Origin of the sequence: Mycobacterium sp. 141 (assembly GCF_000382405.1) — a bacterium.
In the GTDB taxonomy this organism is placed as follows: Bacteria; Actinomycetota; Actinomycetes; order Mycobacteriales; family Mycobacteriaceae; genus Mycobacterium.
In genome coordinates, this window is the sequence record NZ_KB908270.1 from 82,075 (window position 1) to 98,339 (window position 16,265).

Genomic DNA, 16,265 nt, shown 5'->3' on the forward strand with positions numbered 1-16,265 from the left:
CGATGGCAGGGTTTCGACTCACCACAAAGATCCAGGTCAGCGGCTGGAGGTTCCTGCTGCGCCGGGTCGAGCATGCGATCGTGCGCCGCGATACCCGGATGTTCGACGATCCGCTGCAGTTCTACAGCCGCGCGGTGTCCACCGGCATCGTCATCGCAGTCATGGTCTGCCTCGGCGCGGTGGCGTTGGCCTACTTCAAGCCGCTCGGCAAGCGGGGGAGTGACACCCTGGTGGTGGACCGCACCACCAACCAGCTCTATGTGCTGCTGCCCGGCTCCGATCTGCTGCGGCCCGTCTACAACCTGACCTCGGCGCGGTTGGCGCTGGGGCACGGCGACGCGCCCGCGGTGGTCAAGTCCGAGGAACTGGATCGCATGCCGAAGGGGCAGCCGATCGGCATTCCGGGCGCGCCGTACGCCACCCCTACCGGCACACCGGCTGCCACCTGGTCGCTGTGCGATACCGTGACCAAGCCGGAAAGTGCTGCGCCAGAGCTGGAAACGTCCATCCTCATCCGGTCGCTGGTCACCGACATGTCGGTCGGGCCGCTCGGGCCGAGCCAGGGCATGCTGGTGTCGTTCAAGGGTGGTAATTGGCTGGTCAACGAGGTCGGCAGGCACGCCATCGAGCTGGCCGACCGCGCCGTGACCTCGGCCGTCGGGATCCCGGTCACTGCCAAGGCCACGCCGATCTCGGAGGGGCTGTTCAATGCGCTGCCCAATATGGGACCGTGGCAGTTGCCGCAGATCGTGGCCTCGGGCACACCGAATACCGTTGGGCTACCGGACAATCTGGTCATCGGCTCGGTGTTCCAGACCGCGACGGAGTCTGGCAAGCAGCATTATGTCGTGCTGCCGGACGGGGTCGCGCGCGTCAACGACACCACAGCAGCGGCATTGCGCGCGACCAACTCTTACGGCCTGATCACGCCGCCCACCGTCGAGTCCAGTATGGTCGCGAAGATCCCTGAGCAGGTGTATGTTTCGCCGCTACCCGCCAAGCCGATGACCATTCTCCTGCGCCAGGACGACCCGGTGCTGTGCTGGGCCTGGCAGCGCGAACCGGGTGATCAGTCCGCCAAGACCACGGTGATCGCGGGGCGGCATCTACCCGTCTCGTCGGCTGTGCGGGGTACCGGCGTCAAACAGATCGAAGGCGACGCCACGGTGTACGTCGACGGCGGGCAGTTCGTGCGCCTGCAGTCCCCCGATCCGAAAGTCGGCGAGGGCCTGTTCTACATCGATCCCCAGGGTGTGCGGTACGGGGTGGCCAACGCCGATGCCGCCAAGAACCTCGGCCTGGGAGCGCCCGTCAACGCCCCCTGGCCCGTGGTGAGCCTGCTCGTGGAGGGGCCGATGCTGTCGAAGGACGCGGCGCTGTTGGAGCACGACACACTGCCCTCGGATCCCAAGCCGCGCAAGGTGAAGGACAGGTCAGGCTCATGACGACACGAAAGTTCACCCCGACCATCAAGCGCGGTCCGCGCCTGACACCCGGTGAGATCAACGTCGCACCCCCCGACGACCTCGGCATCGAGATACCGCCTTCTGGTTTCCAGAAAGCAATGCCGTGGGTGATGGGCGCCTGCATGATCGGCATGATCGCGATCATGGCCTTCACCGGCTTCCGGCAGCTGTCGCCGTACATGCTGATGATGCCGTTGATGATGATCATGGGCGCATTCGCGATGATGTCCGGCGGTGGTTCGGGCGGCAAGAAGGTTCCCGAGGTCAACGCCGACCGCAAGGAGTACCTGCGTTACCTGGCGGGCCTGCGCACGCGTGTGACATCGTCGGCGTCGGCGCAGGTCGCGTTCTTCAGCTACCACGCCCCACACCCGGAAGACCTGCTCTCGATCATCGGCACCAGTCGGCAGTGGTCACGGCAGACCAACGGCAACCCCGACTTCTTCACCGCCGCCCGGGTGGGCATCGGTGCCGAGATCGCCGTCGACAGGCTGCTCAAACCGAATACCAGCGGGGAGATGTCCGGCGGGCAGGCGGCGCCTGCGCCGCACCTGGAACCCGTCAGCCATATGTGGGTGACCAAGTTCCTGCGCACCCACGGCCTCGTACACGATTGCCCGAAACTCGTTCAGCTGCGCACCTTTCCGACGATCGCCGTGGGTGGTGACGAGGCCGGCGCCGCCGCGCTGCTGACTGCGATGATCTGCCACCTGGCGGTGTTCCACCCCCCGGACCTGCTGCAGATCCGCGTGCTCACCGATGATCCCGAGGATCCCAAGTGGTCGTGGCTCAAGTGGTTGCCGCACGTGCAGCACCAGACCGACACCGATGCCGCGGGCTCCACCCGGATGGTGTTCACCCGTCCCGACGGGCTTACCGACCTGACCGCGCGCGGACCGCACACCGCCGACTCGGTACCGGGCGGCCCGTACGTCATCGTCGTCGACCTCACCGGTGGCAAGGCCGGGTTCCCGGTCGACGGCCGGGCCGGCGTCACCGTTCTCACCTTGGGTAATCACCGCGGCTCGTCGTACCGGCTGCGGGTCTCTCCGGACGGCGAGACGGAGGACAAGCTGTCCAATCAGCCCTACCGCGAGGTGGTTCGGGTCACCGACCGGATGACCCCCACGCAGGCCAACCGGATCGCGCGCAAGCTGGCCGGCTGGTCGATCACCGGAACGATCATCGACAAGAACGTGCGCGTGCAGAAGAAGGTCTCCAACGAGTGGCACCACCTGGTGGGTGCGCAGTCGGTCGAGGAGGTCACCCCGGCGCGCTGGCGGATGTTCACCGATACCGACCGCGACCGGCTCAAGATCCCGTTCGGCCACCAGTTGAAGACCGGCGAGATCATGAGCCTCGACATCAAAGAAGGCGCCGAGTTCGGTGCAGGCCCGCACGGCATGCTGATCGGAACCACCGGCTCGGGTAAGTCGGAATTCCTTCGTACGCTGATCTTGTCGCTCGTGGCGACCCACCACCCCGACCAAGTGAACCTCCTCCTGACAGATTTCAAAGGCGGTTCGACGTTCCTCGGTATGGAGAAGCTGCCGCACACCGCAGCGGTTGTGACCAACATGGAAGAGGAAGCCGAACTGGTCAGCCGTATGGGTGAGGTGCTCACCGGCGAGCTCGACCGCCGCCAGTCGATCCTGCGTCAGGCCGGTATGCAGGTCGGTGCGGCCGGTGCGTTGTCCGGGGTCGCCGAATACGAGAAGCACCGCGAGCGTGGCGCCGACCTGGCGCCGTTGCCGACGCTGTTCGTGGTGGTCGACGAGTTCGCGGAGTTGCTGCAGAATCACCCCGACTTCATTGCGCTGTTCGACAGGATCTGTCGCGTCGGTCGGTCGCTGCGCGTGCACCTGCTGTTGGCGACCCAGTCGCTGAACACCGGCGGAGTCCGGATCGACAAGCTCGAACCGAACCTGACGTACCGAATCGCCTTGCGTACCACCAGCTCTGCAGAATCGAAGGCGGTAATCGGTACTCCTGAGGCACAGTTCATCACCAACAAGGAAAGCGGCGTGGGCTTTCTGCGGGTCGGTATGGAGGATCCGGTGAAATTCCGCAGCCTCTACACCGGCGCCAACTATGTGCCGGCAGGCAAAGACAACGGCGACGGCGACGCCAAGCCGCGCGCCCAGCGGCAGGCGGCGATTCGGATCCGTCAGTTCACGACGGCGCCGATCCTCGACGCGGCGGGAGCCACACGATGAGTACCGACGCCGAACCCAAGGTCCTCCGCGAGGTCGTTCTTCGGCAGTTGGCCACCGGCGAGTCGCGTGCCTACAAGATGTGGCTGCCTCCGCTGGCCGATCCGAACCCGGTCGATGAGCTGATCGAACGTGATTACCAGCGCCAACCGCTGCGCTTCGCGCTGGGCATCATGGACGAGCCGCGCCGGCACCGGCAGGAAGTGTGGGGTGTCGACGTCTCGGCGGCCGGCGGAAACATCGCGATCGGCGGTGCGCCGCAGACCGGCAAGTCGACCTTCCTGCAGACGTTGATGCTCTCGGCCAGTGCTACTCATTCGCCGCGGCAGGTGCAGTTCTACTGCATCGATCTCGGTGGTGGTGGCCTGATGTATCTGGAAGATCTGCCGCATGTGGGCGGTGTGGCCACCCGTGCCGAACCAGACCGGGTCAACCGGGTCGTGGCCGAGGTCAAGGCGGTGTTACGGGCACGCGAGCAGATGTTCAAACAGCACCGGGTGGGCTCGATCGCGGCTTACCGCGAGATGCGCCAGGACCCCGAGCACGCGGCATATCAGGACCCGTTCGGTGACGTGTTCCTGGTCATCGACGGGTGGCCGGCGTTCGTCGCCGAATTCCCTGACCTGGAACCGGTGGTCCAAGACCTCGCCGGGCAGGGTCTGGCCTTCGGCGTGCACGTCATCATCTCGACGCCACGGTGGACTGAGCTCAAGTCCCGTGTGCGCGATTACCTCGGTACCAAGATCGAGTTCCGCCTCGGTGATGTGAACGAAACCCAGATCGACCGGATCACCCGGGAGATACCGGCCAACCGGCCGGGCCGGGCGGTCTCGGTGGAGAAACATCACCTGATGATGGGCGTGCCCCGGCTCGACGGTGTGCACAGCGCCGAAGGTCTCGTGGCCGCGATCTCGGCGGCTGTGCAGCATGTGTCCGAGCTCCACAGTGAGCAGGCGCCGCAGGTGCGGGTGCTGCCCGAGCGGATCTATCTGCATCAACTCGATCCCAACCCACCCGGGCCGGATTCGGATTACCGGACCCGTTGGACGGTGCCTGTCGGTGTGCGGGAATCGGACCTCGCGGTGGCCTACAACCACATGAACGTGACGCCGCACCTGCTGATCTTCGGGGCGCCCAAGTCGGGCAAGACGACTATCGCACAAGCGGTTTCACGGGCGATCTGCAGCCGTAACAGCCCGCAGCAGGTGCGGTTCATGCTGGCCGACTACCGCTCGGGTCTGCTCGACGCGGTGCCGCAGAGCCACCTGCTCGCCGCCGGTGCGATCAACCGGAACAACGCATCTTTGGAGGAGTCCATCAAGGCGCTGGCGCAGAACCTGCAGAAGCGTCTGCCTCCGCCGGATCTCACCACGGCGCAGCTGCGGGCCCGATCGTGGTGGACTGGGCCGGACATCGTGCTGCTGGTCGACGACTGGCACATGATCGTCGCGGCCTCGGGCATGATGTCGCCGATGATGCCCCTGTCGCCGCTGTTGCCGGCGGCCGCCGACATCGGCCTGCACCTCGTGGTGACGTGCCAGATGAGCCAGGCGCACAAGGCCACCATGGACAAGTTCGTGGGTGCTGCGTACGGCGCAGGTTCGCCGACGCTGTTCCTCTCGGGCGAGAAGAACGATTTCCCGTCGCGGGAGATCACGGTCAAGAGAAGGCCACCTGGCCAGGCATTCATGGTTTCTCCGGACGTCAAAGAAGTCATTCAGGCGGCATACATTGATCCGCCGGACGAAGATCCGCCGGAAGAAGAAGTGTTCGCACCACCCTTAGAGGGCGGTTAGTATTTATTCAACGCATTTAGCAACGCTGGCGGTAGGCTGCCGGCAAAGGAATCGGGGGACAGATTCCTTAACGCGCTGGCAAATTAGAGCCAGGCTGTTTTTGGGGTTATGTCCTCGCGATTCAAATCGAACAAGGGGGAACAGCAAATGCAACCAATGACGCACAATCCGGGCGCCGAAGCCGTCGCCGCGCAGGTCATCGCAAATGCGGCTCGCGGTCTCGCGGGTGGCACCACCGCCACTGCCGCTGTGACCGCGCTGGTGCCCGCGGGCGCAGACGAGGTGTCGGCCCTGGCTGCGATGTCTTTCGCAAGCGAGGGTGTCGAGGCTCTGACGGCGAACACGTTCGCGCAGGAAGAGCTGACCCGGGCTGGTGCGGCGTACACGGAGGCCTCGGGCATCTACAACGCTGTCGACTCGGCTCAGGCGAGCACGCTCTAACTCTCGGTCGGCATTCGTCTCCAACAGATAGGTTCAGCCAGCAATGGTCCCGGTACTGCCTGCGCCACCTACGTGGCACGGCATGCCACCAGAGGTGAACACCGGCCGGTTGATGGTCGGTGCGGGCCCGGTGCCGATGCTTCAGGCTGCGGCCGGTTGGGAAGCCATGGCGGTGCTGTTGGAGACTCAGGCCGACGAGTTGGCGGCGGCGCTGGCTAATCTCACCTCGGTATGGAGCGGGGTGGCCAGCGAACGGGCGGTCGCGGCGACAATGCCGATGGTGATGTGGTTGCGCACCACCGCATTGCAAGCGCAGAAGCGGGCATTGCAGGCTTCGGCGCAGGCCAGTGCATATTCGGCCGCATTGACCACGACTCCGCCTATTCCGGAGATCGAGGAAAACCACATCACCGATGCCGTACTCAATGCGACCAATTTTTTCGGGGTCAACACCGGAGCCATCGCCGCCAACGAGACGGACTACTTCGTGCGGATGTGGAACCAGGCGGCGGGCGCGATGGACGCCTACCAGGCCGAGACGGCGATGAACGTGCTTTTCGAGCCGATCACGCCGATGGCGCCGATCGTCATGCCTGGAGTGGGCGAGACGACCGCGGCCGCGGCGCTGGCGTCGACAGCGCCCCGCGCCGCCGAGGGTGCGCTGCGGAATTTGGTGATCGAGCAGGCCGGCGCGACTGCGATGATCGAGTCGGTCGGTTTGATCACCGGCCGCACGGCAGCACAAATAAATCAAGGTGAGCAGCGCGCGGTGGGTGCCGTGCAGAATGCGCAGAATTCGGGTCAGCAGACTCAGCAGAGTGAGCAACCCGCGCAACAGGGTCTGCAGCAAGGCATGCAGATGGCCATGCAGATGGGATCGCTGGGCGCCCAGATCCCGCAGCAGTTCGCACAGATGATCCAGAGTCCGATGCAGAGCCTGACCCAGCCGCTGCAGCAGGTGACTCAGATGGTCAGCCAGTTCAGCAGTACGGGCGGAGGCCATGACAAGGGCATCCAGATGGGGCTGCTGAACGCGATGCCGTTCTCGAACCATCCGATGGCAGGAGGCTCAGGCCCGAGTTCGGGTGCGGGTCTGGTCCGGGCCGCTTCGCTGCCGGGCCTCGGGGGTACCACGCCGCGGACCTCGCTGCTGTCAGATCTGCTCAGGCCCACCGAGGAGACCAAGATCTCGCCCGCAACAGGCGCGTCGTCCAACGCGACAGGAGGTTTGGCCCCGGTCGGTGGCGGTGCCGGTCCGATGATCGGCGCAGCCAAGGACAAGAAGGAAGGCGAGTCGACGAAGCAGGGTCTCACCGCCGCGACGCCGCTGACGTACGACCAGTCGGAAGACGAAGACGACGACTGGTGAACGGTTGCACCACAAGACTTCCCGGCCACCGGGTCGGAAGACTCGCCATACCCATGGTGAGGACGCAAGGAAAATAAGGGGTATCCAACATGGCAATGAATACAGACGTTGCCGTCCTCGCCAAGGAGGCCGGCAATTTCGAGCGCATCTCCGGTGAGCTGCAGAGCGTCATCGCGCAGGTCGAGTCGACCGGCAGCGCGCTGGCCAGCCAGATGGTCGGCCAGGCCGGCACCGCAGCCCAGGCTGCGCTCGCCCGGTTTCACGAGGCCGCTGCACGGCAGGTCCAGGAGCTGAACGACATTTCGCAGAACATCCACCAGTCGGGCGTCCAGTACAGCTCGACCGATGACGACCAGGCTTCCTCGCTGTCCTCGGCGATGAACATCTGACCGACGAGACCACAGAGAAAACGGAGAATCAGACATGACGGAACAGGTTTGGAATTTCGCCGGTATCGAAGGCGGAGTCGGTGAGATCCAGGGTGCCGTCAGCACCACTCATGGACTGCTCGACGAGGGCAAGGGCTCGCTTGCCGCGCTCGCCTCGGTGTGGGGCGGCTCGGGCTCGGAGGCCTACCAGGCAGTTCAGGCCCGTTGGGACAACACCTCAAACGAGTTGAACACCGCGCTGCAGAACCTCGCGCACACCATCAGCGAGGCCAGCTCGACCATGGCGCAGACTGAGGCTGGCGTCACGGGCATGTTTGCCTAGCACAACCATGTACGCGTTTGTGGGCGGGTAGGCTCGCCGACTAGGCCAGGCCTACCCGCCCACTGCGTGCGCCTGGGTTCGGACATCTGAATATTTTTTATTTTCACTATTCTGAGGGGACCCCATGTCGGCCGACTATGACCGGCTCTTTCACTCGTCGGATCCGGGTGAACCGGTCGACGATGTCACGATCACCGTGGACCGAGATGTCATTCTGAAGGCCACGGCGACACCGCCGCCGATGCCGACCGGAAATTCCGGATCCAGCGATTCACCGCCGATGCCGATGCCGGTGACACCGCCGCAGACGCAGATGCAGGCCTCGGCTTCGCCTCAGTGGCACGGTGAAGCGCCGCCGCCCATGCCGCCGCCGCCGGCAGCACCGCAATGGCCACAGAACGCGATGCTGCGTGCCCCGCAGCAGCAGATGCCGTCGGGTGCTCGCTACGAGCAGCCGCGCACGCTGCCTGGGCCGCCCGCCCATATGGCGCCGGGACCGCCGCCGTCGCAGTTCCCCGACTTCGACCCCGAGATCAGTGGGGCATGGCGTGCGGGACAAGCTATTCCGGTACCGGCCCAGCCGGCCCAAACCTCCGCCGCAACCATGGGCAATCACCGCGCTATCGACGCGTTGTCGCACGTCGGGGTGAAGACTGGCGTGAAGATGCCGTCGCAACGGGGCTGGCGGCATTGGCTTTACCTCATGACTCGCATCAACCTCGGGCTGTCGCCTGACGAGGTCTATGAGCTGGACCTGCATAACCGGATCCGCCGCAACGCGCGAGATTCCTACCAGATCGGCATTTTTGGTCTCAAGGGCGGTGTCGGCAAGACTGCGGTCACGGTTGCGCTCGGGTCCGCGATGGCGAAGATCCGCGGTGACCGGATCCTGGCCATCGACGCCGATCCCGACGGCGGCAACCTCGCCGACCGCGCCGGTCGACAGTCGGCGGCGACCATCTCCGATCTGCTATCTGATCAGGATTTGTCGCGTTACAACGACATTCGTGCGTACACCAGCATGAACTCGTCCAACCTGGAGGTGCTGTCCTCCGAAGAGTACAGCGGCGCTCCCCGCGAGTTCAACGACGACGATTGGCAGGGTGCGACCTCGATCGTGTCGCGGTACTACAACCTGGTTCTGGCGGACTGTGGTGCGGGCCTGTTCCAGAGGGCATCGCGTGGCGTGCTCTCGACGGTGTCGGGCATGGTGATCGTCGCGAGCGCGTCCATCGACGGTGCCCGGCAGGCGGCCATCACGTTGGACTGGCTGCGCCAAAACGGATATCAAGACCTGCTCGGGCGCTCGTGTGTGGTCATCAACCACGTCACCCCCGGCAGACCGAACGTCGATGTCGACGACCTTGTGCAACAGTTCGAGCGGCACGTGCCGCCGGGTCGGGTCATCGTGCTGCCGTGGGACAAACACATCGCCCAGGGCACCGAGATTCAGCTGGGCCTGCTCGGCGATACATTCCAGCGTCGGATCACCGAGCTGGCCGCGGCCCTGTCCGATGACTTCGACAGGCTCGAACGCCGTTGACCACCACCGCCCCTGCCTCAGACACCTCCAGTGTGACGCCCGGTCGCCCGGCGACAACGCGGGTCACCGTCCTCACGGGTAAGCGAATGACCGACCTGGTGCTGCCGGCGGCGGCGCCGATCGAGACGTACATCGACGAAACCGTAAGTGTCCTGGCCGATCTGCTGGAGGACACCCCGAAGGACGTGCTGGCCGGGTTCGATTTCAAAGCACAGGGTTCCTGGGCGTTTGCGCGGCCGGGGGCGCCGCCGCTGAAAGCCGATGAGTCCTTGGACGATTCTGGTGTGGTCGACGGGTCGCTGCTGACTCTGGTGTCGGTGAGCCGCACCGAGCGGTACCGGCCGCTGGTCGAGGACGTGATCGACGCGATCGCCGTACTCGACGAGTCACCGGTGTTCGACCGGAAGTCGCTGTACCGTTTCATCGGGATTGCGATCCCGGTGGTCGCGCTGGCGATCACAGTGATGTCGGTGGTGACGTGGAGCCTGACCAGCCACGGCTGGTGGTGGCCGTTGGCGCTCGCGATCTTCGGTCTGGGGCTGCTGGGCGGAAGTGTGTTCGCGCAGAACAACTACGACAATGTCAACCTGGCCGAGAGTCTGCTGCTCGGCGCGGTACCGGCACTGGCCGGTGCTGCCGCGTTGGCGGTCCCGCTCCCCGACGGCGTCACCGGTTTGGGAGCTCCGCAGGTCGCCGGGGCTGGTGCTGTCGTGCTGTTGTTGACTTTGGCCACCCGTGGCGGCCCGCGAGGCCGAGCCGAAGTGGCCTCGTTCCTTGCGGTATTGGCCCTCGCCATCACGGGGGCCGCTGTTGCTTACGGTTACGGTTCGAGCAACTGGGTGCCGTTGGGCGCGATCGTATTCGGGCTCATCGTGGTGACCAACGCCGCGAAACTGACCGTGGCCGTGGCCCGTATTGCGTTGCCACCGATTCCGGCTCCCGGTGAGATCGTCTCCAACGACGAGCTGCTCGACCCGGTTGTGGGACCTGACGCGGCCGACGAAGAAACCTCCACCTGGCAGGCAATCATCGCTTCGGTACCGGAATCGGCTGCACGCCTTCAGGAACGCAGCCTGCTGACCCGTCAGTTGCTGATCGGGTTCCTGTCCGCGGGCGCTCTGGTGTTGTCGGTCGGCGCTATTGCGGTTGTGGTGCGGGGGCATTTCTTCATCCACAGCCTGATCGTGGCCGGCCTGGTGACGCTCGTCTGCGGCTTCCGGTCCCGGTTGTACGCCGAAAGGTGGTGCTCCTGGGCACTTCTGGCGGCTGCCGTGATCGTACCGACGGGCGTGATGGTGCGGCTGTGCCTGTGGTACCCCGAGAGTGCCTGGCTGGTGCTGGCGATCTACACCATTGTGGGTGTCGTCGCCTTGATCGCTGTCGGTGCCGCCAACGGTGTGCGCCGAGTTTCCCCGGTCACCAAGCGCATCCTCGAACTCGTCGACGGCGCCGCGATCGCGGCAGTGATTCCGCTGCTGCTGTGGATCGCCGGCGTGTATGACCTGCTGCGGAATCTGCGGCTGCACTGAGGTTTATCATCACAATTCGTGCGTCACCGGAGGTCTGTGGGGCTTACCAGGAGATCTGGTCGCAGCCTCGGCAGACGTTTGGCGAAGGACGCTCCCGATGATGGGACGGATGCCACGTCGAAATCGACGATAGTGTTGAAATCCTGGTGCAGTGACGGCGTTTTCGTTGATATCGATGACTGTCGTGAGTAACAGGTCGCGGAACAGCCATCCAGATGTCGGTGGGTGGCTAGTTGGTGGCGGCGACCTGATGTCAGGATCTTTCTATTGGGCACAGGGTCTCGAATTTGGCGTCATCGAGGGTGGCGTTGCTCCGGTAGCATCCACCGCAGGGATTTGAGGACGGGTGGGCTTTTGCATGGGAATGTCATGTGCAGGCGCGGCCGATGAGGTGGGTGGCGCGTGACTGAGACGTTGCGAATCGATACGGATTTGGTCAGAGATGCCGGCAATCGGTTGTCGGCTATTGCGGGACAAATTCCGTCGCCGCCTGCGGTGACCCCGGTGACAGGCGCAGACGAATTGTCGACCACCATTTCGAGTCAGATCACCAAGGTGGTTGACCCGGTGTTGACGCAGCTCCCCGAGGTCAAGGACGCGTTTGCGGCGTATTCGGGCAACGTGACGAGTGCAGCGTCGACGTATCAGACCACGGATGAGCAGATTTCTCAGGACATCAAGCGGAAGCTGGGAATCCTGGGAGATGAGTCCAGCAGCTCCTACCCGTCAGGAGGCTCTGCTGGTGCGCCAGCTTCGGCTTACAGCGCGGCCGATCCGACAATGCCCGCGCAGGACGCTTCGCCTGCTGGCGGAGACCAGGGGATGGGCCAAATAGGCCAGATGATGCAGACGGCTCAGCAGGCCGCACAGGTTCCCGGGCAAATGGTGGGCAGCGTGAGTCAGTTGCCGCAGCAGGTCACGCAGGGTGCGCAGCAGATCGTGGAGGCGGCCAAGAGCCAGGGCGACGGTCAGGATGCCGATAGGGCTGACGACGTTCAGGGCTCCAGGCAGGACAAGCAGGGGCTCGATGCCGAGAGTAAGGACAACGACTCTGGTCACGCGACGTCGCCACCGGCCGGCGCACATGGCGGGACTGGCGAGGCGAAAGCTCCCGTGCAGCATCCGCAGGCTGTGCCCGCACCAGGAAATGGTACGGGTGAGCGAGCACCGGTAAATCCGTCTCCGGCTGTGCCACCGCGGCATGCTGCAGATCCAACGCGTGATGTGTGAAGTCGTTGTTGATGTGTCGAGTGCTTCGAGGGGATGCTGAATGACGTTGCCGCCGCCACCATCGGGTAATCCCGGGTCGCCTCAGTATGGGAGTGGTGATCCGTTCGGGCCACCGCAAGGTGGTCCCGCGGGTTATCCGGGTTCGCAAGGTGGATCGCCGCAGTGGCAACAGCCTCCGGTGTGGGCGCCCAATCCTGCTGCGCAACAGCCGGGACCGCCGCCGAAGAAGCCGGGTAACGGCTGGAAGTGGGGCTTGGGCGGGGTGGCTCTTCTGGCGGTGATTGGTGTGACCGCTGCGATATCCATCTCGGTCGTCAAGGGCAATGGGGATGGCGGCAAAACCACTCAACCTCTGACATCTGGTGCGTCGCAATCACCCACCGCGTCGAACTCCGACATCGCGAGCGCGAACGACACCGGTCCGGCGACCATTATCACCGAAGACCCGACTTGTGCGGCTTGGGGACCGATAAACAACACCGAGTCGGCAGTGGAAACAAAAGCGGACTGGGGGAATCATGACTACACAATTCCCGCAACTGAGTGGACACCCGAACTGCGTGAAAAGTACGAGATGGTCAGTAAGGCAATGAGCGCTACCGCCGACCAGGCTGTCGCTTTGGCGAAAAAAACGCCTCATCGAGTGATGCGTGAATTGTATGAGCAATCGATTGCCTATACGCGAGCATTTGCAAATTCACTGAGCAGCTACACTGCTGCCGATAACCACCTTGCTAACGTTGCTGTGGTAACAGGCGTGACTATCTTATATGTATGCAATGCAATTATCTATAAGTCGGCTGAAGCGCGCGCACCTTTTGTTCCTGATGTTGCACCGCCGTCAAATATGGCTCACCTTGGGGACTTGGACGATCCCCGGCGGTTCATGACCTCGCCTGATGATGAATGTTCGAAATGGCAGTCACTGTACAACAAATTCGGGTCGGATACAAAGGCGTGGGGAGATCTTGATCCGGCTAAGTCGGCCTCCGACTGGAGTGCTGACGAGCGTGCTGTTGCAGATGCGGTCATTCCTGTCATGAAGAAATATGCCGATGACCTCGAGAATTTGAGTCGGAGCAGTAATAACCCAACAATTACAGATTTCGGAGTGTTCTCAGCGCAATACTGGCGCGCGTATGTTGCAGCTCTGCCGTCGTATACAAGGACGGATTCTTATCTTGCTCAAGTCGCTGCGCGGCCGCCGGGCTTCATCGTGGAAGCTTGTTTAGCGCTCGGAGGATGAAATTGATTTTTGAGTGGCGGGTATATCGGCGATGAGTGTCCCGAAGCCGAACGATCCCTACGGCATGGCTGCCCCGCCTGCGTGGCCGGAGGCGGATGAAGACGCGCTGGAGTCCTTATCGCAGACCTTTAGAGTAGTGGCCAACAAGGTTAGCAAGCAGTTGGAAGCTGCCCGGCATGAGCAAACAATGATGTTCAACGGTGCAGCGATGTGGTCCGGCAGAGCTGCAGGAGCGGCGCACGTCATCCTTGGCCAGCGTATTACTGAACTTCAGAATCTGGCGACAAGGCTTCGAGCTGCCGCCGATCTGCTTCACAAATGTAGCGAGGCGGTCAGGGACGCAAAGAATCAAATATCCACTAACGTGGAAAATGCTACCAGAGACATCGATAGTGTGAAGAATGATGGGGATATAGATGAAGATGAGAAGAATGGTTATATCAAACAGAAAATTCAAGACACTAAGAATGCCAATATCTCCTTGATTCAGGCTGAGGCCGGATTTGTTTCGGGTAATCAACAGAAGCCGGACCCAGCGCACTACGAAGTCAAGCTCGGCCAGAACAAACCAGGTAACAATACTCCAGTCAACACTTTGGTGAACGGTGGAAATCCGGGCGTGCAGTCTCCGCTTGCCCCGAACTCTGGTAATCCTGTTCAGCGTGCTGCGTTTAAACCTATGGAGTCGCCGGCTCCGGTTGGTGCAACGACGCCGGAGCTAGCTCCTGACGCTCCGGCGCCGAATTCGATTGCGCCTAATAGTGGCACACCTGTTAAGCCGGCGGAGGCTAAACCGTTCGATCCGCCGGCCCGGGTTCAACCGGCGCCGGCTCCGGTTGTTCCGAATAGCGGCACTCCAGTTCAGCCAGTTGAGGCAAAGCCACCGACTCCGTCTGTGCCAGCTCCAGTCGGAAGCAGACCGCCTCACACCCCAACCCCGGGTGCCCCTCCTCCTCCGCCGATTTCTACGGCTGGTTTGCCGGCGCCCGGCATCCCAGGAGGGCCTGGAGGGTCCCGCCTGGACAGCCCTGGCTCGCCCGGTGTTCCGCCACAGATGAACCCCCAGATGACGGGCAGCACAGGTCAGACTCCAGGGCAGCCGTTGACTCCACGGCAGCAGCTCAATGACTTCACAAGGGCAATGAGCAACGTAGCGCAGCAGGCGGCCCAGAACCAGCCATTCGCTGGGCCGCAGACCGTCGCGCAGGGTACGTCGTCGGCACCGGTGAATCCGGGCGGTTCGCTGCAGCCGCCTCCTTCTGCCCCGGCCGCGCCGCCAGTGAATTCGAATTTAAACGTGGCCAGTGGCCCGACCCCAGGCATGCCGTTGGGCCCGGCGCCATCGCTGCCGCCAGCAGGACCGCCAGCACAGGGTGGCGCACCGGCGCCGATGGGTCCCACCGTGACGCCGGCATCGACGTCGTCGGGCGCATCGTCGAATGTGGCAGCTGCACCTGTACCCGTGACGGCAGCTCGGGCGGAACGAGATGCTATTGCGGCCGCTCAAACCGCGAATGCTTTGCGGCGCAAGCGAGCTGGCAACGACACGTTGCAGCTTGCGCGGCGTATTGCGGCAGCCCTGAACGCACCGCCGTCAATTCCCCAGTACGCGTGGGGCTTTGTATGGGCTACCGGAATGACCGCCGATGGCGGCATCCTCGTCGCCAATAGCTATGGAATCGCCTACATTCCTGACGAGGTGAACCTGCCCGAACAGGTCCGCATGGTCAGCGCCGATGAGTCGATTCCGGCATCGGACCGGGCAAAGTGGGCGACCTACCCGTTCCTGGCGTTACAGGACTGGGCACAACATCAGGGTGTTCGATTGCAGGCGGTCATCGGCACGCAGGAACAGCTGACGGGTATCGATCCGGGTACGACCAAGGTGGTCCTGGACGAAAGCGATATTCCGGAGGATGGCCGCATGCAGGGCCGCAGCCGGTTGGAGATCATCGCACCGGATGCAGCGGCGATGTTGGCCGCAACGAGTGACAGCGGGCTGACCGAGTTGTTACCGCCGCGGCCGGCCGATGACACAGCACCGGCCGACGAATCCCAGTCGTTGTGGCGCGAAGTCCAGAAGCCGTTGATGCGCACCACCGAAGGCCGCGAGGTCGCGCATCTGCAGGCCTTCATCAACTACGCCAATCACCAGGGGGAACTGGCATTGCACCGTGCCCACATGGCGAGCAGTGCCGACGAGCAGCGTGCAGCGATCGCTGATTGGGTCTATTGGCAGCACATCAGTGTGCTGATCAGCGATAGCTTGGTGCCAGCGGGATAACACTGCTCGGAACTTGAGCGTTTCGAGACTCTTGAATTAGTTGTGTCCGAGGCTATCTCGGATCACGTAGAGCTATTCGTGTTGGGTGCTGGCGGCGACGGTTTGGTCGAGTCGTTCGCGGTCGGCGGTGATGGCGGCTGAGGCTTGGGTGGTGGCTTTGTGGAGTGCTTCGTTGAGGCGTTGTTCGACGGTGGCGGCGCCCAGGCGGAGGAGGCCTTCTTCGATGAAGACCGATTTGAGGTGGTGGTGTCCGTTCAATGTCACCTCGACGGTGTTGGTTTCGTCTGCGGCGGTGAAGGTTTCGGTGTTCATTTTGTGTAGTTGGTCGTCCATGAGGGCTTGCAGTTGTTGTGCTTTTTGTAGGACTGCGGCGACTTCGGGGTGCATGCCGTCGGTCACGAGGACTCCTTTCCGTCTTCTTTGCGACGTCGTTGCGG

The 16,265-nt window shown here is 63.4% G+C and carries 13 protein-coding genes; 12 read left to right on the top strand and 1 reads right to left on the bottom strand.

What is annotated here, in order from left to right:
• The first annotated feature begins 2 nt into the window (after positions 1 to 2).
• The 12 genes from eccB (at position 3) to H276_RS25385 (ending at position 15,828) form a co-directional block, all read left to right on the top strand.
• Entirely contained in the window at positions 3 to 1,445 is a 1,443-nt protein-coding gene (gene eccB / locus H276_RS0118215) for a type VII secretion protein EccB (RefSeq protein ID WP_019972722.1), read from the top strand.
• Entirely contained in the window at positions 1,442 to 3,682 is a 2,241-nt protein-coding gene (gene eccCa / locus H276_RS0118220) for a type VII secretion protein EccCa (protein WP_019972723.1), read from the top strand. The genes eccB and eccCa overlap by 4 nt, the downstream gene beginning before the upstream one ends.
• Entirely contained in the window at positions 3,679 to 5,475 is a 1,797-nt protein-coding gene (eccCb, locus tag H276_RS0118225; protein WP_019972724.1) for a type VII secretion protein EccCb, read from the top strand. Before eccCa ends, eccCb begins: the two co-directional genes overlap by 4 nt.
• 147 nt (positions 5,476 to 5,622) lie before the next feature.
• On the top strand, positions 5,623 to 5,916 hold the full coding sequence (locus tag H276_RS0118230) for a PE family protein (RefSeq protein ID WP_026357158.1): 294 nt from the start codon (positions 5,623 to 5,625) through the stop codon (positions 5,914 to 5,916).
• Positions 5,917 to 5,998: 82 nt separating this feature from the next.
• Entirely contained in the window at positions 5,999 to 7,285 is a 1,287-nt protein-coding gene (locus H276_RS0118235) for a PPE family protein (protein ID WP_019972726.1), read from the top strand.
• A gap of 89 nt (positions 7,286 to 7,374) precedes the next feature.
• Positions 7,375 to 7,674, top strand: a complete 300-nt coding sequence (locus tag H276_RS0118240; protein ID WP_026357159.1) for a WXG100 family type VII secretion target — start codon at positions 7,375 to 7,377, stop codon at positions 7,672 to 7,674.
• A gap of 34 nt (positions 7,675 to 7,708) precedes the next feature.
• Positions 7,709 to 7,996, top strand: coding sequence for a WXG100 family type VII secretion target (locus H276_RS0118245; protein WP_019972728.1), 288 nt, complete (start codon positions 7,709 to 7,711; stop codon positions 7,994 to 7,996).
• Positions 7,997 to 8,120: 124 nt separating this feature from the next.
• Positions 8,121 to 9,539 carry a MinD/ParA family protein gene (locus tag H276_RS0118250; RefSeq protein WP_019972729.1) on the top strand — a complete coding sequence of 473 codons (1,419 nt, stop codon included), beginning with the start codon at positions 8,121 to 8,123 and terminating at the stop codon, positions 9,537 to 9,539.
• On the top strand, positions 9,536 to 11,068 hold the full coding sequence (gene eccD / locus H276_RS0118255; RefSeq protein WP_081625505.1) for a type VII secretion integral membrane protein EccD: 1,533 nt from the start codon (positions 9,536 to 9,538) through the stop codon (positions 11,066 to 11,068). Before H276_RS0118250 ends, eccD begins: the two co-directional genes overlap by 4 nt.
• Before the next feature lie 402 nt (positions 11,069 to 11,470).
• On the top strand, positions 11,471 to 12,298 hold the full coding sequence (locus tag H276_RS0118260) for a type VII secretion target (protein WP_231376714.1): 828 nt from the start codon (positions 11,471 to 11,473) through the stop codon (positions 12,296 to 12,298).
• Positions 12,299 to 12,560: 262 nt separating this feature from the next.
• Positions 12,561 to 13,544 carry a hypothetical protein gene (locus H276_RS24240; RefSeq protein ID WP_231376715.1) on the top strand — a complete coding sequence of 328 codons (984 nt, stop codon included), beginning with the start codon at positions 12,561 to 12,563 and terminating at the stop codon, positions 13,542 to 13,544.
• Between the two features lie 31 nt (positions 13,545 to 13,575).
• Positions 13,576 to 15,828: a hypothetical protein gene (locus H276_RS25385; protein ID WP_231376716.1), complete on the top strand. Its 2,253-nt coding sequence runs from the start codon at positions 13,576 to 13,578 to the stop codon at positions 15,826 to 15,828.
• 72 nt (positions 15,829 to 15,900) lie between these two features.
• Here H276_RS25385 and H276_RS0118280 read toward each other — a convergent pair whose 3' ends face one another.
• Complete coding sequence (locus tag H276_RS0118280) at positions 15,901 to 16,227, bottom strand: YbaB/EbfC family nucleoid-associated protein (protein WP_019972734.1); 327 nt, start codon at positions 16,225 to 16,227, stop codon at positions 15,901 to 15,903.
• Positions 16,228 to 16,265 lie beyond the last annotated feature (38 nt).